The 21,952-nt window shown below is 70.6% G+C and carries 21 protein-coding genes; 6 read left to right on the top strand and 15 right to left on the bottom strand.

What is annotated here, in order from left to right:
* The first annotated feature begins 73 nt into the window (after positions 1–73).
* On the top strand, positions 74–709 hold the full coding sequence (locus OG331_RS36005) for a TIGR03085 family metal-binding protein (protein WP_406204222.1): 636 nt from the start codon (positions 74–76) through the stop codon (positions 707–709).
* A 253-nt stretch (positions 710–962) separates the two neighbouring features.
* Here OG331_RS36005 and OG331_RS36000 read toward each other — a convergent pair whose 3' ends face one another.
* The 10 genes from OG331_RS36000 to hisD all read right to left on the bottom strand — a co-directional run bounded on the left by OG331_RS36000 (position 963) and on the right by hisD (position 8,722).
* The gene (locus OG331_RS36000) at positions 963–2,213 is read right to left on the bottom strand and encodes an MFS transporter (protein ID WP_406204220.1); all 1,251 of its coding nucleotides are present in this window, start codon (positions 2,211–2,213) and stop codon (positions 963–965) included.
* A 10-nt stretch (positions 2,214–2,223) separates the two neighbouring features.
* Positions 2,224–2,814 carry an ArsR/SmtB family transcription factor gene (locus OG331_RS35995; protein ID WP_406204217.1) on the bottom strand — a complete coding sequence of 197 codons (591 nt, stop codon included), beginning with the start codon at positions 2,812–2,814 and terminating at the stop codon, positions 2,224–2,226.
* Positions 2,815–2,931: 117 nt separating this feature from the next.
* On the bottom strand, positions 2,932–3,687 hold the full coding sequence (hisF, locus tag OG331_RS35990) for an imidazole glycerol phosphate synthase subunit HisF (protein WP_328882273.1): 756 nt from the start codon (positions 3,685–3,687) through the stop codon (positions 2,932–2,934).
* Positions 3,684–4,097 (bottom strand): RidA family protein, encoded by a 414-nt coding sequence (locus OG331_RS35985; protein ID WP_406204214.1) that lies wholly within the window; start codon positions 4,095–4,097, stop codon positions 3,684–3,686. The genes hisF and OG331_RS35985 overlap by 4 nt, the downstream gene beginning before the upstream one ends.
* Positions 4,098–4,113: 16 nt before the next feature.
* Positions 4,114–4,836 carry a bifunctional 1-(5-phosphoribosyl)-5-((5-phosphoribosylamino)methylideneamino)imidazole-4-carboxamide isomerase/phosphoribosylanthranilate isomerase PriA gene (priA, locus tag OG331_RS35980; protein WP_328882271.1) on the bottom strand — a complete coding sequence of 241 codons (723 nt, stop codon included), beginning with the start codon at positions 4,834–4,836 and terminating at the stop codon, positions 4,114–4,116.
* Between the two features lie 4 nt (positions 4,837–4,840).
* Positions 4,841–5,485, bottom strand: a complete 645-nt coding sequence (gene hisH, locus OG331_RS35975) for an imidazole glycerol phosphate synthase subunit HisH (protein WP_406204210.1) — start codon at positions 5,483–5,485, stop codon at positions 4,841–4,843.
* Positions 5,476–5,640, bottom strand: a complete 165-nt coding sequence (locus OG331_RS35970; protein WP_301979194.1) for a hypothetical protein — start codon at positions 5,638–5,640, stop codon at positions 5,476–5,478. The genes hisH and OG331_RS35970 overlap by 10 nt, the downstream gene beginning before the upstream one ends.
* 3 nt (positions 5,641–5,643) lie before the next feature.
* A complete protein-coding gene (gene hisB, locus OG331_RS35965; RefSeq protein WP_062719038.1) occupies positions 5,644–6,237 on the bottom strand; it encodes an imidazoleglycerol-phosphate dehydratase HisB in 594 nt (197 codons plus the stop codon).
* Positions 6,234–7,376 carry a histidinol-phosphate transaminase gene (locus OG331_RS35960; protein ID WP_406204206.1) on the bottom strand — a complete coding sequence of 381 codons (1,143 nt, stop codon included), beginning with the start codon at positions 7,374–7,376 and terminating at the stop codon, positions 6,234–6,236. Before OG331_RS35960 ends, hisB begins: the two co-directional genes overlap by 4 nt.
* Positions 7,373–8,722, bottom strand: a complete 1,350-nt coding sequence (gene hisD, locus OG331_RS35955) for a histidinol dehydrogenase (RefSeq protein WP_406204203.1) — start codon at positions 8,720–8,722, stop codon at positions 7,373–7,375. Before hisD ends, OG331_RS35960 begins: the two co-directional genes overlap by 4 nt.
* Positions 8,723–8,924: 202 nt before the next feature.
* Here hisD and OG331_RS35950 point away from each other — a divergent pair, with 202 nt between their 5' ends.
* The 4 genes from OG331_RS35950 (at position 8,925) to ybaK (ending at position 13,007) form a co-directional block, all read left to right on the top strand.
* On the top strand, positions 8,925–10,514 hold the full coding sequence (locus OG331_RS35950; protein WP_406204200.1) for an oxidoreductase: 1,590 nt from the start codon (positions 8,925–8,927) through the stop codon (positions 10,512–10,514).
* 169 nt (positions 10,515–10,683) lie between these two features.
* Positions 10,684–11,733: a hypothetical protein gene (locus tag OG331_RS35945; protein ID WP_406210514.1), complete on the top strand. Its 1,050-nt coding sequence runs from the start codon at positions 10,684–10,686 to the stop codon at positions 11,731–11,733.
* A gap of 11 nt (positions 11,734–11,744) precedes the next feature.
* Entirely contained in the window at positions 11,745–12,482 is a 738-nt protein-coding gene (locus tag OG331_RS35940; RefSeq protein ID WP_406204197.1) for an LON peptidase substrate-binding domain-containing protein, read from the top strand.
* Between the two features lie 21 nt (positions 12,483–12,503).
* Positions 12,504–13,007, top strand: coding sequence for a Cys-tRNA(Pro) deacylase (gene ybaK / locus OG331_RS35935; protein WP_406204194.1), 504 nt, complete (start codon positions 12,504–12,506; stop codon positions 13,005–13,007).
* A 740-nt stretch (positions 13,008–13,747) separates the two neighbouring features.
* Here ybaK and OG331_RS35930 read toward each other — a convergent pair.
* The 4 genes from OG331_RS35930 to OG331_RS35915 all read right to left on the bottom strand — a co-directional run bounded on the left by OG331_RS35930 (position 13,748) and on the right by OG331_RS35915 (position 17,853).
* On the bottom strand, positions 13,748–14,551 hold the full coding sequence (locus tag OG331_RS35930) for an AAA family ATPase (RefSeq protein ID WP_406204191.1): 804 nt from the start codon (positions 14,549–14,551) through the stop codon (positions 13,748–13,750).
* A gap of 34 nt (positions 14,552–14,585) precedes the next feature.
* Positions 14,586–15,410: an ABC transporter permease gene (locus OG331_RS35925; RefSeq protein ID WP_406204188.1), complete on the bottom strand. Its 825-nt coding sequence runs from the start codon at positions 15,408–15,410 to the stop codon at positions 14,586–14,588.
* Between the two features lie 94 nt (positions 15,411–15,504).
* The gene (locus OG331_RS35920; RefSeq protein WP_406204185.1) at positions 15,505–16,479 is read right to left on the bottom strand and encodes an ABC transporter ATP-binding protein; all 975 of its coding nucleotides are present in this window, start codon (positions 16,477–16,479) and stop codon (positions 15,505–15,507) included.
* A gap of 156 nt (positions 16,480–16,635) precedes the next feature.
* A complete protein-coding gene (locus OG331_RS35915) occupies positions 16,636–17,853 on the bottom strand; it encodes an NYN domain-containing protein (protein ID WP_406204182.1) in 1,218 nt (405 codons plus the stop codon).
* A gap of 245 nt (positions 17,854–18,098) precedes the next feature.
* Between OG331_RS35915 and OG331_RS35910 the strand changes: the two genes are divergently transcribed.
* Positions 18,099–18,263, top strand: a complete 165-nt coding sequence (locus tag OG331_RS35910) for a hypothetical protein (protein ID WP_328882260.1) — start codon at positions 18,099–18,101, stop codon at positions 18,261–18,263.
* Between the two features lie 107 nt (positions 18,264–18,370).
* Here the strand turns inward: OG331_RS35910 and dnaE are convergent, their stop codons facing one another.
* Positions 18,371–21,910, bottom strand: a complete 3,540-nt coding sequence (gene dnaE / locus OG331_RS35905; RefSeq protein WP_406204178.1) for a DNA polymerase III subunit alpha — start codon at positions 21,908–21,910, stop codon at positions 18,371–18,373.
* Between the last annotated feature and the right edge of the window lie 42 nt (positions 21,911–21,952).

Genomic DNA, 21,952 nt, shown 5'->3' with positions numbered 1-21,952 from the left:
GTGCCAAGCGCGACTGACAGTGACGGGCCGCCGTCCATTGGGCGGACCCGGTACGCGGTCGTAGGCTGACTCCATGTCGACTTTCGCCAAGCGTGAACGACTTCTCCTGGCCGACCTCTTGGAGGCCGAGGGCCCCGAGGCCCCCACCCTCTGCGAGGGCTGGACGACCCGTGATCTGGCTGCGCACGTGGTGGTGCGCGAGCGCCGCCCCGACGCTGCCGCCGGCATTCTGATCAAGCCGCTCGCGTCGCGCCTGGACAAGGCGATGGACGAGTTCGCGGCCAAGCCGTACGAGGAGCTGATCCAGCTCATCCGCACCGGCCCGCCGCGCTTCTCGCCGTTCCAGCTCAAGCAGATCGACGAGGCGTCCAACACGCTCGAGTTCTACGTCCACACGGAGGACGTACGCCGCGCCAGGCCGGACTGGACGCCGCGCGAGCTCGACCCGATCTTCCAGGACGCCCTCTGGTCCCGCCTGGAGCGCTCCGCCCGCCTGATGGGCCGCACCGCCCCCACGGGCCTGGTGCTGCGCCGCCCCGACGGCCAGACGGCGGTCGCCCACCGGGGCACCCCGGTCGTCACGGTGACCGGCGAGCCTTCCGAGCTCCTGCTGTTCTCCTACGGCCGCCAGAGCGCCGCCAAGGTCGAACTGGACGGCGACGCGGACGCCATCGCCAAGCTGCACGCGACGAAGCAGCTCGGCATCTAGCCGGGCCTTGGGAAGCGGTTCGCGTGCTGCGCCGGTCAGCGCGGGCAGTTCAGCGGGGCGACGGCGCGGCGGTCCGCGCCGGTCAGCGCGGCGGTGCGCACAGGCCGATCGCGGCGCCGGTCAGGGGGAACGTGAACGGGGCGACGCCGAGGCTGGTGACGGTCGGTGCTGATGACGGCCGCCAGGGACGTGCCTCGGCCGACGTGGGCCCCGTCGGACAGGGCCACGGCGACCGCCCGCCGGTCCGCGCCGGTCAGCGAGGCAGTTCCGCCCCGCGCAGGTCCCGGGCGCACAGCCCGACCGCCCCGCCGAACCCGCAGACGACCGCGCTGGCGACGAAGACCGGGCCGGTGCCCCACAGGCCGATCGCGGCGCCGGTCAGGGGGAACGTGAGCGGGGCGACTCCGAGGCTGAAGAAGGTCGCCACGGACGTGACACGACCGACGTAGGCCGGGCCGGACTCGGCCTGCAGCAGCGCCCCGCACAGGACGCCGTTCAGACCCGAGATCAGGCCGATGGACAGGGCCACGGCGACGGCGACCGCGACGTTCGGCACGAAGGCCAGGGAGCCGATCGCCGCCGCGCTGACCACGCCGGACACGGACAGCACGAGCCCCGCGCGCGGGACGCGCCCTCGGGCGGTGAGGAGCAGCGAGGCCGCCCCCGCGCCCGTGCCGAACCCGGCGAGCACCCAGCCGACTCCCCCGGCTCCCCAGCCGCGTTCGTCGGCGAGCAGGGTCAGGCCGACGTTGAGCGGGCCGACGAAGCCGAGGTCGCTGAGCGCGATGACGACGATCAGCGGCAGCAGGACGCGGTGGCCGCGTATGTGGCGCAGACCGCCGGTCAGGTCGCTCCACGCGCTGCCACGCGCGTGTGTGTCGTCCGCGGGCCGCTTCGCCACCCGGAGCGCGATCAGCAGCGGCAGCGAGGCCGCGAACAGGAGCCCGGCCAGGCCGAATGCCCCCGCGGTGCCCCCGAGGGCCACACCGAGGCCGCCGAGCGGTGCGCCGACGACGTTGGCCAGCCGTACGGCGAGGCTCCGCATGCCGTGCACCCGGGCGAGCTGGCCGCGTCCGGTGATCCGGGTCGGCAGGGCACCCAGGGCGGGCATCATCACGGCGTCGACGGCCCCGAAGACCAGCGCCAGCACGGCCAACGGCCACAGGCCCGGCCGGCCGACGAGCAGCAGCAGGGCGACCGCGAGGACCGCCGCGCAGCGCACGGCGTCGCTGCTGATCAGGACCCGGCGCGGGCCGAACCGGTCGGCGACCACTCCCCCGCCGAGCATCAGCACGGCCCGCGGCACCGCACTCAGCGCGGTGACCAGGCCGGCCTGCGCGGGCGTACCGGCCTGGACGGCGGCCCAGGACAGGGCGAGGTAGTAGACGTTGTCGCCGACGGCCGACGAGGCGTACGCGCCGAGCCAGCGCAGCACGTTGGGGTCGCGGTGGGCGGCGCGCTCCGCCCCGGCTGCGGTCGCGGAGCCGGTCTGCGTCGACGTCACGTCGGTCCTCTCACGGCCGGAACGGGAAGGCGTACGTGTGCACCGCGACGTTCTCGCGGCCCTCGGTGTCACCGGCGGCGTCGGCGGCCCGGCCCTGTTCGTCGTACCGGCGCAGGAGGGCCAGCAACTCCTTGTTCAGCTCGGCCAGTTCGTCCGCCGTGAGCCGGAGGCTGGACTCGGAGGACTCTGCCGCCCGGTTCCACTCGGGGCCCCAGTGGGCGCGCTCGTCGAGCCAGCGCCGGTACATGTCCGTGCGCTGCTCGGCGAAGAGCCGGCTGGCCGCGGTGTGCGCGGCAGCCTTCTCGGGGGCGTCGCGGAAGTCCTCGTCACGGATGCGCACACCGTCGGAGGCGGGCCGCCACCAGCGCTCGCGGCCGTCGGCGCTCTGCGGCTCCGCCTCCTCGATGAGCCCGTGTTCGGCGAGCTTGCGCAGGTGGTAGCTGACCAGCGACACCGCCTCGTCGACCTGCTCGGCGAGCTGTGAGGCGGTGGCGACCCGGGCGATCGTCAGCCCTCGGAGCAGGTTCATCCGCAGCGGGTGGGCGAGCGCCTTGAGGGTGCCCAGATCCGTGATCCGGCGGTCTCTCTCCTTGTCCGTCATGCCCTGACCGTAGATACGAAAGAAAAATTGCACAACAGATTTTGCGCAACTTCCCTTTCGTATCGGGCTACGAGAAAGCCCCGGCCGCTTCCAGCGCGGCCGGGGCTCAGCCCGATGTCAGCGGACGGGGTGACCCGCCGTCCGAAGCGTCTCCTTCACCTCGCCGATCCGCAGATCCCCGAAGTGGAACACCGACGCCGCCAGCACCGCGTCCGCCCCCGCCTCGATGGCCGGCGGGAAGTCGGTGAGCCTGCCGGCGCCGCCGGAGGCGATCACCGGGATCGTCACGTGCTTACGTACGGCCTGGATCATCTCCAGGTCGTAGCCGTCCTTCGTGCCGTCCGCGTCCATCGAGTTGAGCAGGATCTCGCCCGCGCCCAGCTCGGCCGCGCGGTGCGCCCACTCGACGGCGTCGATGCCGGTGCCGCGACGGCCGCCGTGGGTGGTCACCTCGAAGGTGCCCTCGGGCGTGCGCCGCGCGTCGACCGACAACACCAGCACCTGCCGCCCGAACCGCTCGGCGATCTCACGGATCAGCTCGGGGCGCGCGATGGCGGCGGTGTTGACGCCCACCTTGTCCGCGCCCGCCCGCAGCAGCTTGTTCACGTCCTCGGCCGTACGGACTCCGCCGCCGACCGTCAGCGGGATGAACACCTGCTCGGCGGTGCGGCGCACCACGTCGTAGGTCGTCTCGCGGTTGCCGGACGACGCGGTGATGTCCAGGAACGTCAGCTCGTCGGCGCCCTCGGCGTCGTACACCTTGGCCATCTCGACGGGATCGCCCGCGTCGCGGAGGTTCTGGAAGTTGACGCCCTTGACGACCCGGCCGTTGTCCACGTCCAGGCAGGGGATGACTCGGACCGCCAGGGTCATGAAACCGGCTCCTCCAACGTCCTTCTGAATGCTTCTATTTCCACTTCGACCAGTACGCGCGAGTCCACGAACCCCTCGACGACCAGCAGCGTCGAGACCGGGCGCACCGCGTCGAAGAGCTCCTTGTGGGCCCGGCCCACGGCGTCCACGTCGCGCGCGTGGGTCAGGTACATCCGCGTACGGACCACGGACCCGACGTCGAGCCCGAACTCGCCGATCGCCTCGATGGCGTTGGCGAAGGCCGCCTTGGCCTGTTCGTACGGGTCGCCCTCGCCGTACAGCACGTCGCCCTTGAAGGACGTCGTGCCCGCGACCAGGACGCGGTCGCCCGCCGCCACGGCACGTGCGAACCCGAAGGACTCTTCCCAGGGACTTCCGCTCTGCACACGCCGTACGGCATCCGACGTCATGACACTGTGTCCGTTTTCACGACGTAGCCTCCAAGGCCTCTTCCAGGGTGAACGCCTTCGCGTACAGGGCCTTCCCGACGATGGAGCCCTCGACACCGAGGGGGACCAGCTCGGCGATCGCGCGGAGGTCGTCCAGCGACGAGACCCCGCCGGAGGCGACCACCGGGCGGTCCGTCGCCGCGCAGACGTTCTTCAGCAGCTCAAGGTTCGGCCCCTGGAGCGTGCCGTCCTTGGCGATGTCCGTGACGACGTAGCGGGCGCAGCCCTCGTTGTTGAGGCGCTCCAGCGTCTCGTAGAGGTCACCGCCGTCACGGGTCCAGCCGCGACCGCGCAGGGTCGTACCGCGTACGTCGAGACCGACGGCGATCTTGTCGCCGTGCTCGGCGATGACCTTGGCGACCCAGTCGGGGGTCTCCAGCGCGGCCGTGCCGAGGTTCACGCGCGTGCAGCCCGTGGCGAGCGCTGCGGCCAGGGAGGCGTCGTCGCGGATGCCGCCGGACAGCTCGACCTTGATGTCCATCGCCTTCGCGACCTCGGCGATCAGGTCGCGGTTGTCGCCGGTGCCGAAGGCGGCGTCCAGGTCGACCAGGTGCAGCCACTCGGCGCCCGAGCGCTGCCAGGCCAGGGCGGCCTCCAGGGGGGAGCCGTAGGAGGTCTCGGTGCCGGACTCGCCGTGCACGAGGCGGACGGCCTGGCCGTCACGGACGTCTACGGCGGGGAGGAGTTCGAGCTTGGCCATGTCTCTACAGGGTTCCGATCCAGTTGGTGAGCAGCTGCGCTCCGGCGTCGCCGGACTTCTCGGGGTGGAACTGCGTGGCCCACAGGGCGCCGTTCTCCACGGCGGCCACGAAGGGCTTGCCGTGCGTCGACCAGGTGACCAGCGGCGCGGTCATCAGCGGGTTCTCGGTTTCCAGGGTCCAGTCGTGGACTGCGTAGGAGTGCACGAAGTAGAAGCGCGCGTCCGCGTCCAGCCCGGCGAACAGCTCGGAGCCGGCCGCCACGTCCACGGTGTTCCAGCCCATGTGGGGCACGATGTCGGCCTGCAACGGCTCGACCGAGCCGGGCCACTCGCCGAGGCCCTCCGTCTCGACCCCGTGCTCGATGCCGCGCGCGAACAGGATCTGCATGCCGACGCAGATGCCCATCACGGGGCGCCCGCCGGAGAGCCGTCGCTCGACGATCCAGTTGCCGCGGGCCTCCTTCAGGCCCTGCATACAGGCGGCGAACGCGCCGACGCCCGGCACCAGCAGGCCGTCGGCGTTCATGGCCTTGTCGTAGTCACGCGTGATCTCGACGTCGGCTCCCGCGCGCGCGAGGGCGCGTTCGGCGGACCTCACATTGCCGAAGCCGTAGTCGAAGACCACGACGTTCTTGTTGCTCAATTCCACACCTCCAGCCTCAGGACGCCGGCCACGAGACACATGGCGGCGCCTATGGAGAGCAGCACGATGAGGCTCTTCGGCATCTCCTGCTTGGCGAAGGAGATGATGCCGCCGACCAGGAAGAGGCCGACGACGATCAGGATGGTGGACAGCCCGTTCATCGGTTACAGCGCGCCCTTCGTCGAGGGAAGGATGCCCGCCGCGCGCGGGTCACGCTCGGAGGCGTACCGCAGGGCCCGCGCCAGCGCCTTGAACTGGCACTCGACGATGTGGTGGGCGTTGCGCCCGTACGGCACGTGCACGTGCAGCGCGATCTGGGCCTGGGCGACGAAGGACTCCAGGATGTGCCGGGTCATCGTGGTGTCGTACTCGCCGATCATCGGCGCCATGTTCTCGGGCTCGGTGTGCACGAGGTAGGGGCGACCGGAGAGGTCGACGGTGACCTGGGCGAGCGACTCGTCCAGCGGGACCGTGCAGTTGCCGAACCGATAGATCCCCACCTTGTCGCCGAGCGCCTGCTTGAAGGCGGCGCCCAGCGCGAGGGCGGTGTCCTCGATGGTGTGGTGCGAGTCGATGTGCAGGTCGCCCTCGGTCTTCACGGTCAGGTCGAACAGACCGTGCCGGCCGAGCTGGTCGAGCATGTGGTCGTAGAAGCCGACGCCTGTCGACACGTCGACCTTGCCGGATCCGTCGAGATCGATCTCGACGAGGACCGAGGTCTCCTTCGTCACCCGCTCTATGCGGCCTACGCGGTTCATGTGCTCTGCTCCTTCGGGGGCGTGGGGGTGTCCCCCACAAAACGCTGCAAGTCACGTACCGCGTCGAGGAACGCGTCGTTCTCTTCGGGGGTTCCGGCGGACACCCGCAGCCACCCGGGGATGCCGTTGTCCCGGACCAGGACACCTCGGTCGAGGATCTTCTGCCAGGCGGTGTGCGAGTCCTCGAACCGCCCGAACTGCACGAAGTTCGCGTCGGACTCGACGACCTCGTAACCGGCCGCGCCCAGCTCGCTCACCAACCGGTCCCGCTCCGTCTTCAGCTGCTCGACGTACTTCAGCAGGACGTCCGTGTGCTCCAGGGCGGCCAGCGCGGTCGCCTGGGTGACGGCCGACAGGTGGTACGGCAACCGTACGAGCTGGACGGCGTCCACGACCGCCGGGTGCGCGGCGAGATAGCCGAGGCGCAGGCCGGCGGCGCCGAAGGCCTTCGACATCGTCCGGGAGACGACGAGATTCGGCCGACCTTCGAGCAGCGGCAGCAGCGAGTCGCCATGGCTGAACTCGACGTACGCCTCGTCGACCACGACCATCGACGGCTTGGCGGCCTGCGCGGCCTCGTACAGCGCGAGGACCGTCTCGCGCGGGACCGCGTTGCCCGTGGGGTTGTTGGGGGTGGTGATGAAGACGACGTCGGGCCGGTGCTCGGCGATCGCCTTCCCGGCGGCCGTGACGTCGATCGTGAAGTCGTCGTTGCGGGGGCCGGAGATCCAGCCGGTGCCGGTGCCGCGCGAGATGAGGCCGTGCATCGAGTACGACGGCTCGAAGCCGATCGCCGTACGGCCCGGTCCGCCGAAGGTCTGCAGCAGCTGCTGGATGACCTCGTTGGAGCCGTTCGCCGCCCACACGTTGGCCATGCCGACCTCGTGACCGGACGTGTCCGTCAGGTACTTGGCGAGCTGCGTGCGCAGCTCCACGGCGTCCCGGTCCGGGTAGCGGTTGAGGTTCCGGGCCGCCTCACGCACCCGCTCGGCGATCCGCTCGACCAGCGGCTCGGGCAGGGGGTAGGGGTTCTCGTTGGTGTTCAGCCGTACGGGGACGTCCAGCTGGGGCGCGCCGTAAGGGGACTTGCCGCGCAGCTCGTCCCGCACGGGGAGATCGTCGATACGTACGTCGCTCACTTGCTCTCGGGTACCTTCCAGCCACGCGACATTTGTTCGTCTCCGACAAACCTGGCCTTGATCGCCGCGCCGTGCGCCGGCAGGTCCTCCGCCTCCGCCAGCGTGATCACGTGCTGCGCGACCTCGGCCAGCGCGTCCTTCGTGTAGTCGACGATGTGGATGCCGCGCAGGAACGACTGGACGGACAGGCCCGAGGAGTGGCAGGCACAGCCGCCGGTGGGCAGCACGTGGTTGGACCCGGCGGCGTAGTCGCCGAGCGAGACCGGCGCCCAGGGGCCGATGAAGATCGCGCCGGCGTTGCGTACCCGGTCGGCCACGGCGGCCGCGTCGGCCGTCTGGATCTCCAGGTGCTCGGCGCCGTACGCGTCGACGACCTTGAGGCCCTCGTCGACGCCGTCGACCAGGACGATCGCGGACTGCCGGCCCTTCAGGGCGGGCACGATCCGGTCCTCGATGTGCTTGGTGGCCGCGACCTGCGGCTCCAGCTCCTTCTCCACCGCGTCCGCGAGCTCCACGGAGTCGGTGACGAGCACGGCCGCCGCGAGCGGGTCGTGCTCGGCCTGGCTGATCAGGTCGGAGGCGACGTGCACCGGGTCGGCGGTGGCGTCGGCCAGGACCGCGATCTCGGTCGGGCCCGCCTCGGCGTCGATGCCGATCTTGCCGGTGAAGTAGCGCTTGGCGGCGGCGACCCAGATGTTGCCGGGGCCGGTGACCATGTTGGCGGGCGGGCAGGACTCCGTGCCGTACGCGAACATCGCGACGGCGGTCGCGCCGCCGGCCGCGTAGACCTCGTCGACGCCGAGCAGCGCGCACGCGGCGAGGATCGTCGGGTGCGGCAGGCCGCCGAACTCGGCCTGCGCCGGGGAGGCGAGCGCGATCGACTCGACGCCGGCCTCCTGGGCGGGCACCACGTTCATGATCACGGAAGACGGGTAGACGGACCGCCCGCCGGGCGCGTACAGCCCGACGCGGTCGACCGGCACCCACTTCTCGGTCACGGAACCGCCCGCCACGACCTGGGTCGTGTGCGTCGTACGGCGCTGCTCGCGGTGGACGAGACGGGCGCGGCGGATGGACTCCTCCAGGGCCGCGCGCACGGCCGGATCGAGTTCCGCGAGGGCCTTTTCGAGCGCCTCCGCGGGCACCTTCACCTGGTCGAGCCTGACCCCGTCGAACTTCTCCGCGAAGTCGATCAGCGCCGCGTCGCCCCGATGATGCACGGCCTCGCAGATCGGACGCACCTTCTCCAGGGCGGCCGAGACGTCGAAGTCGGCTCGGGGCAGCAGGTCGCGCAGGGCGGGACCCTCGGGGAGGGCATCGCCGCGCAAATCGATTCGGGAGATCACGGGCTCAATTCTCTCAGACCCGCGTCCGGCACTGTTCGCGCGTATCAATGGCTGATACAGAACCCTCCGGGAACGCGGAAGATCACCTTCACGTCTAGCGTTCGGGGCGTCACTCAGCGGGCATGAACGGTTGTACGAAACCCGTGAGTAGCCAATGCGGAACGAAGCGGAACCCAGCGGAGCCAAGGGGGATGGACGAGACGTGACCGAAGGTGCCGGCCTCCGCGACGGAGACCTGCCGGACGACCTGCCGAACGACCTGACCGCCGCCGAACTCGGCATGTGGCAGGCCTTCCGCAACGGCAGTGTGTACGACCTGAGCAGCGGCGACACCGTCGTCGACGATCCGCACGGCGGGCATCCCTGGGGAGACGAGCGGACGGTACGCGCGCGTATCGTCTGCTGGCTGCTGCTGGACGGCCCGCCCGCCCTCGCCGGCCGGGTCTCCTCGCTGAAGCTGGTCGGCGTGCGGATCAGCGGCACGCTGGACCTGGCGGGCGGCACGGTGGAGCCGTACCTCGAGATGCGCCGCTGCCGCTTCGACCGGGAGATCGTGCTGCCGGAAGCCCGCTTCACCACCCTGCGGCTGGTGGACTGCGCGGTGCCGCGCCTGGAGGCCGCCCGCGTGAACACCGAGGGCGACCTGCACCTGCCGCGCTGCCGCTTCCACAACGGCGTACGGCTCACCGACGCCCACATCGGTACGGATCTGCTGCTCAACCAGGCGATCGTCTACCGCGACCGCAGCGGCCGCTCGATCGCCGCGGACGGCATCAGCGTCGGCCAGGACCTCCAGGCCGAGATGCTGGAGTCGCACGGCGAGATGAGCCTGCGCGGCGCCAGCATCGGCGTGTCGCTGAGCCTGCGGGGGGCGCGGCTGGTCAACCCGTACACGCGGCTCGCACTGAACGCCCCTCAGCTGACCGTGGGACGCACGCTGTACCTGACCCCGGCGGGCGTCGGCAGCCCGCTGCTGAGCGGCCGCACCCCCGCGCGCGGGACGCGCATCCAGCGGTTCGAGTGTCAGGGCGGGGTGCGCCTCGACGACGGGCGGTTCGGGGACGCGGTCGACCTGGAGCGGGCCCGGTTCACCTTCACGGACGAGCAGGAGCTGTCGCTGCGCCGCATCCAGACGCCCGAGCTGCGCTTCCTCGGCGAGCGGGCGGAGCGCGGCGGCGTGGTGCTGTCCGGGGCGCGGGTCGTCAACCTGATGGACCGGGCGGACGCCTGGCCGGGCCCCGGCCGGCTGCACATGGGCGGCTTCCAGTACGAGAATCTGGTGCCGCGTGGCCCGTTCCCGCTGGAGCGGCGGCTGGAGTGGGTGACCGCCGCGACCGCCGAGTACAACCCGGAGCCGTACGAGCGGCTGGCCACCGTACTGCGGGCCGGCGGCGAGGACGAGGACGCGCGCGAGGTGCTCCTCGCCAAGCAGCGCCGCCGCCGCGAGACCCTGCCGCCCGCGGCCAAGCTTGTGGGATACGCGCAGGACTGGATGGTCGCGTACGGCTATCGGCCGGGCCGGGCGGCGGTGTGGATGGCCGTGTTGTGGGCGGCGAGTTCGGTGGCCTTCACCTACGCCGACCCACCACCCCTCAAGGGCGGCGAGCATCCGGCCTGGAACCCGACCCTGTTCGCCCTCGACCTGCTGCTTCCGGTGATCGACCTCGGCCAGGTCGGTTTCTGGCAGCTGAGCGGCGTCTGGCAGTGGCTGGCCGCGGCGATGATCCTGCTGGGCTGGATCCTGGCGACGACGGTGGCGGCGGGGGCGACACGGATGCTGCGCCGAAGCTGAAACTGCTGAGGTCGATGTGGATGATGAGGATGATGTGACTACAGAGCCGAAGATATAGATGTCGGACAGTTGTTGAACAGTGGACCTTTACCTGTTCTTGACCTGACTGCGTACAACTTTCCACGTCTTGCCCGTTCCCTCTGGCGCGGGCGTGACCAGCGGTCCTTCAATGGTCGACACCATGGCTCTGCTGCCCCCGTTCGGCCGGGCGTCCCGGACGACAAGGACCGTAGAACACCCCGCCGCCGGGCTCCCCGTCGACGACGAGGTGCTCCTCGACGCGCCCGACGACCGCCTCGGACCCGCGCTGGTCGCGGCCGGGCGGGGCGCGTACGACACCGCCGCCGAGCTGCTCGCCGCCACGCGCCACAAGGCGCAGTGGGACTACCGCGACGGATACGCGCTGCGCCTGGCCGCGTTCGCGCGCTCACGGCCGGAGTGGCTGGAGGCCTGGTACACCGCCGCCCCGCACGATCCGGACGTCCTGCTGGTCAGGGCCCAGGTCGCCGTGGACCACGCCTGGCAGTCCCCGGCCCGGGCCGAGCTGCTGCGCGGGGTGAGCCCGCTGATCACCGCCGCCGCTCGCGCCGACGACCGCGACCCGGTGCCCTGGCGGATCGCGCTGGACCACGCGCGCGGCTCACGCGCCGGGCACACCTACTTCGGGGAACTGTGGGAGGCGGCCCTGCGCCGCGCCCCGCTCCACTACGGCTGCCATGTGGCGGCCCTGCGCTATCTGGCGTCGTCCTGGCACGGCTCCCACCGCGAGTGCCTCGACTTCGCCGACCGGGCCGCACAGGACGCCCCGGCCGACTCCCTGGTGCAGGCCCTGCCGACCCGGGCGGTCCTCGCGTACCTGAACGACGGCTGCGGTCCGGGGGTGCCGCCCGAGCGGCTGGACGCGGCGGCCGACCGGGCGATCGCGCTCTCCGCCCGGTTCCCGGCGGCCGACCTCTGGCCGGCGGCGATCCGCAACAAGCTGACGTGCGTCCTGGTGGGGCTGGGCCGCTGGGAGGACGCCCTGGAGCAGCTGCGGCTGGTCGGCCCGTACGCCACCTCCTTCCCCTGGAGCCGGTTCTCGGACGATCCGCTGGGCGGGTTCCTGGAAGTGCGCGACGAGGTGCGGCGACGGACGGCCGCCTCCGCACAGGCTCGCGGTGCCCGCGGCGGACATCCACCAAGTGGGCTCGCCGGACGCGTTCACCACGGCGACCACTAGGCTTTGGCGCCGTGACCGTCCGCCTTCCGCTCTTCCCCCTGAACTCGGTGCTGTTCCCGGGTCTCGTGCTGCCGCTCAACGTCTTCGAGGAGCGCTATCGCGCCATGATGCGCGACCTCCTCAAGACCCCTGAGGAGGAAGCGCGCCGTTTCGCCGTCGTGGCGATCCGCGACGGCCACGAGGTGGCCCAGAGCGCCCCCGGCATGCCGGATCCCACGGCGCTGCCCGACCGCGGCCCGGCGGCGGGCTTCGGCCCGGACCCGGTCAAGGCGTTCCACGGGGTGGGGTGCGTGGCGGACGCGGCGACGATCCGGGAGCGGGCCGACGGCACCTTCGAGGTGCTGGCGACCGGCACGTCACGGGTGCGGCTGCTGTCGGTGGACGCGTCGGGCCCCTTCCTCACGGCGGAACTGGAAGAACTTCCCGATGAGACGGGCGAGGAGGCCGGGGCTCTGGCCGAAGGCGTACTCCGCGCGTTCCGCCAGTACCAGAAGCGCCTGGCGGGCGCCCGCGAACGTTCCCTCTCCACCACGGCCGACCTCCCGGACCAGCCGTCGGTCGTCTCCTACCTGGTGGCGGCCGCGATGATGCTGGACACCCCGACGAAGCAACGCCTGCTCCAGGCCCCCGACATCGCGTCCCGCCTGCGCGACGAGCTGAAACTCCTTCGCACCGAGACCTCGATCATCCGTACGCTGCCGTCCCTGCCGGCGTCGGACCTGACGCGCGGCCCGACTAGCCTCAACTGAGCGGGAACTGACCGAAACGACATGGCGAAGAAGTCAAAGAAGCAGCAGCAGTCGGGCGGCACCCCGGCGACCGTGGCCCTGACCGCAGCGGGCATCGACTACACGACCCACTCCTACGACCACGACCCGTCCCACCCCTCCTACGGCGACGAGGCGGCCGAGGCGATGGGTGTGTCCCCCGACAGGGTCTTCAAGACGCTGGTCGCGGACGTGGACGGCAACCTCACCGTGGCCGTGGTGCCGGTCGCCGGCCAACTGGACCTCAAGGCCCTGGCCGCAGCGGTCGGCGGCAAGCGCGCCGCGATGGCCGACCCGGCCCTGGCGGAACGCACCACAGGCTACGTCCGGGGCGGCATCTCCCCCCTCGGCCAGCGCAGAAAACTCCCCACGGTCCTGGACGCCTCGGCCTCCGCCCACCCCACGATCTGCATCTCCGCGGGCCGCCGCGGCCTGGAGGTCGAACTCTCCCCCACCGACCTGACCACCCTCACGAACGCGACCCTGGCCCCCATCGGGCGTGCGTGACCTCTCGACGAACCCGGCCCCCTCGGTTAAGTACGAGAGACATGTCGAAGAAAACCCGGAAACGCAAGTGGCGCACCAAGAAGGGCCGCTCAAACCATGGGCGGCGCCCGGCGTAGGGGCGAGCTCGGTAAAGAGCTTGGTTTCCGGGGCCGCACCTCATGAGTCGACCCCGGATTCCAGCCCACCCGGCACTTGAGAACGACGCCACACGGTCCCCAGCCCCCACCCACCCGTGGGGCCGCCACCTCACGACGCCGGCCCAAGCACTTCAGCCCACCCGACGCTTGAGAACGACGCCACACCATCCCCAGCCCCCACCCACCCGTGGGGGCTCCGCCTCTCGACGCCGGGCTCCAGGTATTTCAGCCCGTCCGGCGCTTGAGAACGACGCCACACCGTCCCCAGCCCCCACCCACCCGTGGGGGCTCCGCCTCTCGACGCCGGGCTCCAGGTATTTCAGCCCGTCCGACGCTTGAGAACGACGCCACACCATCCCCAGCCCCCACCCACCCGTGGGGGCTCCGCCTCTCGACGCCGGGCTCCAGGTATTTCAGCCCGTCCGGCGTTTGAGGACGAGGCCGTTCAGGCCGACAGCGGGGGTCTGGGGGCGGCAGCCCCCAGGGACCGGGGTCGAAGGGGCAGAGCCTCTTCAAGGACGGGACGGGACGGGTAGGGGCGGCGGGGGCGAAATCCACCCGGCCTACCACCAACGTGCCGTCAACCCCGCCCCACGCAAAGCCCTACGCCGGCGGCACCCCATACGGCCCCGCCTGCTGATGCCCCTCAGAGGGCCCTGGCCCCTGATACGGATCCGCATCCCGAGGCCCGAACAACGCCGTCAGCCCAAGGTGCACCACCAACGCCGCAAGCGGCCACGCCAGCCACACTCCCTTCGCCCCCAACTTCAACGGCGCTGAAAACGTAACCCCCTTGCCCACCTCCTGCGCGTGGGCGATCACATCCTCGGTAGGCCCGAGCCACACCCCGACCCGCCACGCCAGCAACGACCCGAGAAACCCCCCGACCGCCAGCGCAACCACCAACGGCACACCCCCACGCCGCCGCCACAGAAACACACCCACCGCACTGACCAGCCCGAACGCAAGCGCAAGCAGAGTGAACGTTCCGTCCACCCCGACGGCCTGCTCCCCCTCGGAGTCCTTGAAGTAGACGACCCAGCTCTTGTCGACGACGTCCCCGACCAGCGGCACACTCGGCGTCAGCCACCACCACAGCACCCCGAGCAGCGCCCCGAAGAACGCCACGACCACCGCGACCACGGCGGCCTCTCGCACTTCGGTCTTCATGCCGGGACCGTCCTGTTCGTACGAGCCAGATATGCCGTACGGGCCGTGAGAGCCATGGGGGCCATGAGGGCCATCAGGACTCGGCGCCCCGGGCGGAGCCCCGTACACGGCGTCGTGCGGAGCACCCTGCGGGGCCCCGTAGGAGGCGGAACCCGCGTGCCCACCGGCGGGCGGCTGCCACGCATCGTTCGAGGACTGGTCACGCGGGTGCGGTGGTGGAGTCAGCGGAGCGGTCACCCTGCCATCGTGCCAGGCCGCCCTGTGCGACGCGTCACCGGACGGCCGCCCGGCGGTACGCCCAGGTGGCAACGGCCAGCGAGACGACGCCGACCAATGCGCACACGGCCAGATCCCCGAGCACGAACGCCCAGTCGGGCCGTTCCCCGAAGGTCCGCGCGAAGGCCTCCACGCCGTACGTCGACGGCAGCAGGTCGCGGGTGAACCGGACCGCCTCCGGCATCCGGTCGGCCGGCAGCACACCCAGCAGCAGGGCCGCGGACATCCCCAGCTGCCCGAGGAGCGTGGCCAGTTCGGGCCGCGGCGCGAGCAGGCCGAGCGCGGCGCCCAGCCCGGCGAGCGCGGCGCCCGCCAGTGGGATCACGGCGACGAGCACCCACAGATGGGCGACCGGCAACCCGAACAGCGCACACCCGAAGGCGGCCGTCACCACGGTCCCCGGCACGGTGAAGGAGGCGTACGCCCCCGCCGCGCCCAGCACCACCGCGGCGGGCGGCACCGGCAGGGTGGCGTAGTGATCGAGCCCGCCGCTGGCCCGCAGCTGCCCGAAGTACTGCGCGAGCAGGTTCAGCGCGACGAAGGCGACCACGAGCACGGACGACCCGGCCACCACGGCCTGGGCCTCGGCCCCGCCGTCCACGACCCCGCGCATCAGGATCATGATCCCGATCGACTGGAAGGTCGCCACGAAGAGCAGCGGGATACGCGCGACCCGCGCCCTGGACAGCTGCGCCCGGTACACGGCGCACAGGGACGGCCACAGCCGCGCACGCGGTCCGAGCTCGGCCACGGCAGGCGCGGCCGTCTCGTCCACGGCCAGGGCACTGCCCGGCAGAACCTCGGCGGGTACGACACTCACGTGGCGCTGCTCCCTTTCACACGGGGGTTCACGGGGGAGGTGGCCCTGTTCCGTACGGATACGGATACGGATACGGATACGGCGGTCTGCGTGCTCAAGCCTTCACCAGCCCCTGCTGTGCGGCGCCGCCCAGCGCCAGGTAGACGTCCTCCAGGCTCGGCGTGGCGAGCGTGAAGTCGTCCAGCGCGGCGAAGGCCGCCCCGCCGGTGACGGTGGCGACGACCGCGCGGGCCTCCTCGGGGGCGAGCCGCAGCGTCCAGCGACGCCCGGACTCCACGACCCGGTCCTGCAGCGCGGCGACCTCCGGCACGTCCAGCGGCGGCCGGTCCCGCCACAGCAGGTCGACCCGGACCTCGCCCGCGACGCGCTCCTTGAGCCCGGACGGCGTGTCACAGGCGATCACGCGGCCCCGGTCGAGCACCGCGACCCGGTCGAGCACGGTCTCGGCCTCGATGACGTTGTGGGTGACGAGCAGCACCGTCGTGCCGCGCTCGGCCCGGCGCCGGTCCACGGCCGACCACACGGCCCGCCGCGCCACCGGGTCCATCGCGGCGGTCGGCTCGTCCAGCACGAGCAGCGGCCGCTCCCCCACCAGCGCGGCGGCGAAGCAGGCCAGCCGCCGCTGCCCGCCGGACAGCTTCTTCAGCGGCCGCCCCGCGAGCGGGGTGAGCCCCAGTTCGTCGAGTACGGCGTCCCGCTCGGCCCGTGCGTCCCGGACGTCCAGGCCGCGCAGCCGCCCGGTCGTCTCAGCGGCGAGCGAGACGGTCAGCTCGTCGAGGGCGGTCGACTCCTGGCCGAGGTACGCCAGAATCCGCGCGGCCCGCTCCGGGTGCCGCACGATGTCGTGCCCGAGGATCTCGACGCTCCCGGCGTCGGGCCGCATCAAGCCGGTGAGCTGGCGCACGAGCGTGGTCTTGCCGGCCCCGTTGGGCCCGAGCAGTCCGAAGATCTCGCCGCGCCGGATGTCCAGCCGTACGTCGTCGGTGGCCCGCACCTCGGGCGTGGCCGGCGCCCCGCGGCGTCCGCGCACGGCCGGGTAGGTCTTCGTCAGCCCACGCAGGGCGCACACGACATCACCATCGTGCCGAAATGCCTGTGCCGCGCGCGTACTCACAAGGGACGAGCCTACGGGGTCCGGACCCCCGTTCCGTGCCCGGGGCGGCGACTGGGCACAAATCGCCTGCTTGTCGTAAGAAACCCGCAGGTAACCCGGAATTCGCCGGGGTCACTCCCCGGCAGGCGCATGTTCCGCAGCCGTGCGTACGTCGATCTCCCGCCAGAAACCGGCACGGATCGCGTACCGGTCGTGCTCGTCGATCTGGTCGTCCTTGTGTGCGAGCAACCCGAACCGGGCCGCGTACCTCAGCAGCTCCCCGTCGATCCGGTGCGGGATCCGCGGATACATCCCGGACAGCTTCTGCAGATTGCTCTGCTCCCCCAGCCGCTCCATCCACCGCCGTGCGAAGACCTGCCCCACCTCGTAGGGATCGCCGCCGACCGTCGTGATGTCCTCCTCCCGGTCGGCCCACCGCTGCTCGGCGGTGGTCAGCTGCGCGAGCGTCGGCATGGAGGCGGCGTCGGGCGGCTCGGCCGCGACGCCGGGCCGGTCGACCCAGCCCTTGTCGGAGGACCAGCGCAGGGTCGCGCTCGCCGGGGTCGGGGCGGGCGGCACACCGGGCGCGCGCAGGGCGGCGAGGTCCTTCGGCGTGGGCACACCCTTGGGCGCGGGCACCCGCTCCTGCGTGCCGTTCTCCGAGGCGGCGGCCTGCGCGTGCTCGCTCTCCTCGGCGGGCCGCCGGGTCGTCGCGCCGAGCGCGGAGTCGGGCAGCGGTGCGGACAGGATCGCGGCGATCTCGGGCCGGGGCACGGGCGGCGGTGCGCACACCCCGGTGAGCTCCTTGGCACGTACGGCCTTGGTGATCCACGAACGGTCGAGGACGCGCCGCTCGTCCGCCTCGGCGACCAGGTCCTCGGACTGGTTGTAGTCACCGTCGGCGGCCTGCACGGCCCACAGATGTACGGCGACCCCATGCTCCTTGGCGGCCATCATGCCCGGCAGCAGATCCCCGTCACCGGTCACCAGCACGACGTCCGAGCAGGCGCGGTTGCGGGCCAGTTCGGTCAGCTCGGCGTGCATCGCGGCGTCCACGCCCTTCTGTGCCCAGCGGCCGTCGCTTCGGGTCAGGGCACCGAGCCGGACGGTGACCCGGGGCATCACCCGCAGCCTGCGGTGCTCGGGCTGGGGGACTCGGTCGGGGGCGCCGTCGAACCAGTAGATGCGCAGCAGGGGCTGCTGGGTGTCGGACTCGGCGCGTTCGCGCAGCCCCTGGATGAGGGCGGTGTGATCGACGGTGATCCGGGACCGGGATGGTTCCCCGGCGAGCAGGCTGGCGGCGGCCCCCAGCAGATACCCGGCGTCCACCAGGACGATGCAGCGGTCCACGCGACTCACCCTCTTCCCGGGAGGTTTGCTTTGGGCTTCCTTCGAGTCTGCCCGACCACGCGGAGGTTAACGGGGCGAACTCGATCTTCGGCGTGGCGTTTCGGGGCATCGAATCCTCAGCGCGCCATGCCTCACGCCCCGACAACCGCTGTTACGCACGGTAATTATCCGAAATGCGTTCTTAGTCAGCCTATGTGAATCTGGTCCCGGCCCTGGCCCCTAGATCCCCCACAGGAGGCATCACCATGGCCAAGAACAAGAAACAGGACCGGAAGCAGCCGCAGTCCGAGCGTGGTCAGCAGCAGGCTCAGCAGTCCGCGATGGAGACGCAGACCGAGCAGCGCGCCTCGCAGGTGACTCCCGGCGACATGGCCCGCAAAGGCCGGCAGAAGCGCTTCGGTCACAACTGACATCTGCATATCGGGTCGTTGAGACCCAGGCACATCAAGAGGGGCGCACCCCGTACAAGGTGCGCCCCTCTCGCGCTTTCAGCGCCGGCGCTTCGGCACGCGGTCGTTCAGCCCGCCAGACAGGACGGCCCGAGCAGCACCTTGAGGTCGCCGAAGAGCGCCGGGTCGGGCTTCACACGGTGCCGGTCCAGCCGCAGCACCGTGGTCTTGGTCGGGCCCTGGAGCTTGATGCGGACCTCGCTGTCGCCCTTGTGATGGCTGAGGATCTCGCCGAGGCGGTTGATCATCGGCGGGGTGACCCTGGTGGCCGGGATGGTGAGGATCACGGGCGCGTTGGTGCCCGCGTTCGACAGGTCGGGGACCTGGAGCTCCATCGCGACCAGCCGCGGCACGTCCTCGCGCTTGTCGAGGCGTCCCTTGACGAACACGACGGCGTCCTCGACGAGTTGGGTCGACACCAGCTGGTACGTCGCCGGGAAGAACATGCACTCGATGGAACCGGCGAGGTCCTCGACGGTGGCGATCGCCCAGGCGTTGCCCTGCTTGGTCATCTTGCGCTGGAGGCCGGAGATGATGCCGCCGATGGTCACGACGGCACCGTCCGCGTGCTCACCGCCGGTCAGCTGGGCGATGCCCGCGTCGGCCTTGTCGGACAGCACGTGCTCCAGGCCGAACAGGGGGTGGTCGGAGACGTACAGACCGAGCATCTCCCGCTCCTGGGCGAGCAGATAGGTCTTCTCCCACTCGTCCTCGGTGAAGACGACGTCAAGTCCGAAGCCGGGCTCGTTGCTCTCCTCCTCGCCCATGCCGCCGAAGAGGTCGAACTGGCCCTCGGCCTCCTTGCGCTTGACCGCGACCACGTTGTCGATCATCGGCTCGAAGTGCGCGGTGAGGCCCTTGCGGGTGTGCCCCAGGCTGTCGAACGCGCCCGCCTTGATCAGCGATTCCGTGGTCCGCTTGTTGCAGGCCACGGCCTCGACCTTGTCGAGGTAGTCGGGGAAGGAGCCGTACTTGCCCTTGGCCTTGCGGCTCCTGATGATCGACTCCACCACGTTCGTGCCGACGTTGCGGACGGCTTCGAGGCCGAAGAGGATCACGTCGTCGCCCTGCGCGGCGAAGTTGTGCACCGACTCGTTGACGTTCGGCGGGAGCACCTTGATGCCCATGCGCCGGCACTCGTTGAGGTAGACGGCCGACTTGTCCTTGTCGTCCTTGACCGAGGTGAGCAGTCCGGCCATGTACTCGGCGGGGTGGTTGGCCTTCAGATAGGCGGTCCAGTACGAGACCAGGCCGTACGCGGCGGAGTGCGCCTTGTTGAACGCGTAGCCGGCGAAGGGGACCAGCACGTCCCACAGGGCCTGGATGGCCTCGTCGCTGTAGCCCTTGTCGCGGGCGCCCTTCTGGAAGAGGACGAAGTTCTTCGCCAGTTCGTCGGGCTTCTTCTTGCCCATCACGCGGCGCAGGATGTCGGCCTCGCCGAGCGAGTACCCGGCGATGATCTGGGCGGCCTTCTGCACCTGCTCCTGGTAGACGATCAGGCCGTAGGTGACGGCCAGGACCTCTTCGAGGGGCTCCTCCAGCTCCTTGTGGATCGGGGTGATCTCCTGGAGCTTGTTCTTGCGCAGGGCGTAGTTGGTGTGCGAGTCCATGCCCATCGGGCCCGGACGGTACAGCGCCGACACGGCGGAGATGTCTTCGAAGTTGTCGGGCTTCATCAGCCGCAGCAGCGAACGCATCGGACCGCCGTCGAACTGGAAGACGCCCAGGGTGTCGCCGCGCTGGAGGAGTTCGAAGGTCTTCGGGTCGTCGAGCGGCAGAGACAGCAGGTCGAGGTCGATGCCCTTGTTGGACTTCACCATCTTGACGGCGTCGTCCATGATCGTCAGGTTGCGCAGGCCGAGGAAGTCCATCTTCAGCAGGCCGAGCGACTCGCACTGCGGGTAGTCCCACTGCGTGATGGTCACGCCGTCGGTGTGCCGCACCCAGATCGGGGCGTGGTCGACGATGGGCTCGCTGGACATGATCACGCCGGCGGCGTGCACGCCCATCTGCCGCACCAGGCCCTCGACGCCCTTCGCGGTGTCGATGACCTTCTTGACGTCCGGCTCGTTCTCGTACATCCCGCGGATCTCCCCCGCCTCGCTGTAGCGAGGGTGCGTGGGGTTGGTGATGCCGTCGAGGTCGATGCCCTTGCCGAGGACGTCGGCGGGCATCGCCTTGGTGAGGCGGTCGCCCATCGCGTACGGGTAGCCCAGCACGCGCGCGGAGTCCTTGATGGCGTTCTTCGCCTTGATCTTGCCGTAGGTGCCGATCATGGCGACCTTGTCGGCGCCGTACTTCTCCGTGACGTACCTGATCACCTCGACGCGCCTGCGCTCGTCGAAGTCGATGTCGACGTCGGGCATGGAGACGCGCTCGGGGTTGAGGAACCGCTCGAAGATCAGGCCGTGCGGGATCGGGTCGAGGTCGGTGATGCCCATGGCGTAGGCGACGATCGAGCCGGCCGCGGAGCCTCGGCCGGGGCCGACCGCGATGCCGTTGTTCTTGGCCCACATGATGAAGTCGGCGACGACGAGGAAGTAGCCCGGGAACCCCATCTGGATGATGACGTCCATCTCGTACTCGACCTGCTTCTGGCGGTCGTCGGGGATGCCGCCCGGGAAGCGGCGCTCCATGCCCCGGCGCACCTCCTCCTTGAACCAGGTGACCTCGGTGAAGCCCTCGGGGATGTCGAACCTGGGCATGAGGTCGCGCTTTTCGAACATGCCGTCGGTGTCGACCATCTCGGCCACGAGGAGCGTGTTGGCGCACCCCTCCTGCCAGGCGTCCGAGGAGTCGACGGCGTACATCTCGTCCGTGGACTTCAGGTAGTAGCCGGTGCCGTCGAACCTGAAGCGGTCCGGGTCGGAGAGGTTCTTGCCGGTCTGGATGCACAGCAGGGCGTCATGGGCGGTCGCCTCGTGCGCGTACGTGTAGTGCGAGTCGTTGGTGACCAGCGGGGGGATTCCGAGCTTCTTGCCGATCTCCAGGAGACCGTCGCGGACCCGGTGCTCGATCTCGATGCCGTGGTCCATCAGCTCCAGGAAGTAGCGGTCCTTGCCGAAGATGTCCTGGTAGTCGGCGGCGGCCTTCAGTGCCTCGTCGTACTGGCCGAGGCGCAGCCGGGTCTGGAGCTCGCCGGAGGGGCAGCCGGTGGAGGCGACGATCCCCTCGGACCACTGGGAGATCGTCTCCTTGTCCATCCGGGGCCACTTCTGCAGCCAGCCCTCGGCATACGCGTCCGAGGACAGCCGGAAGAGGTTGTGCAGGCCCGTCTTGTTGACGGCCCACATCGTCTTGTGGGTGTAACCACCGGAACCGGAGACGTCGTCACGCTTCTGGTGCGGCTGGCCCCACTGGATCTTGCGCTTGTTGCGCCGGGACTCGGGGGCGACATACGCCTCGATCCCGATGATCGGGGTGACTCCGGCCTTCTTCGCGGTGTGGAAGAAGTCGTACGCCCCGTGGAGGTTGCCGTGGTCGGACATGGCGATGTGCGTCATGCCCATCTCATTGCACGCGTCGAACATGTCCTTCAGCCGCGCGGCACCGTCCAGCAGCGAGTACTGGGTGTGGACGTGCAGGTGCGTGAACGGCGGCTTTGACACGGCGTGGCCTCCAGGGAAAACGCTCGGCAACGGGCTGGCGGA

The organism is Streptomyces sp. NBC_01017, assembly GCF_045162795.1.
Taxonomy (GTDB): Bacteria; Actinomycetota; Actinomycetes; order Streptomycetales; family Streptomycetaceae; genus Streptomyces; species Streptomyces machairae.
The sequence above is the reverse complement of the archived record's forward strand: the minus strand, read 5'-3'. Positions and strand labels throughout refer to the sequence as shown.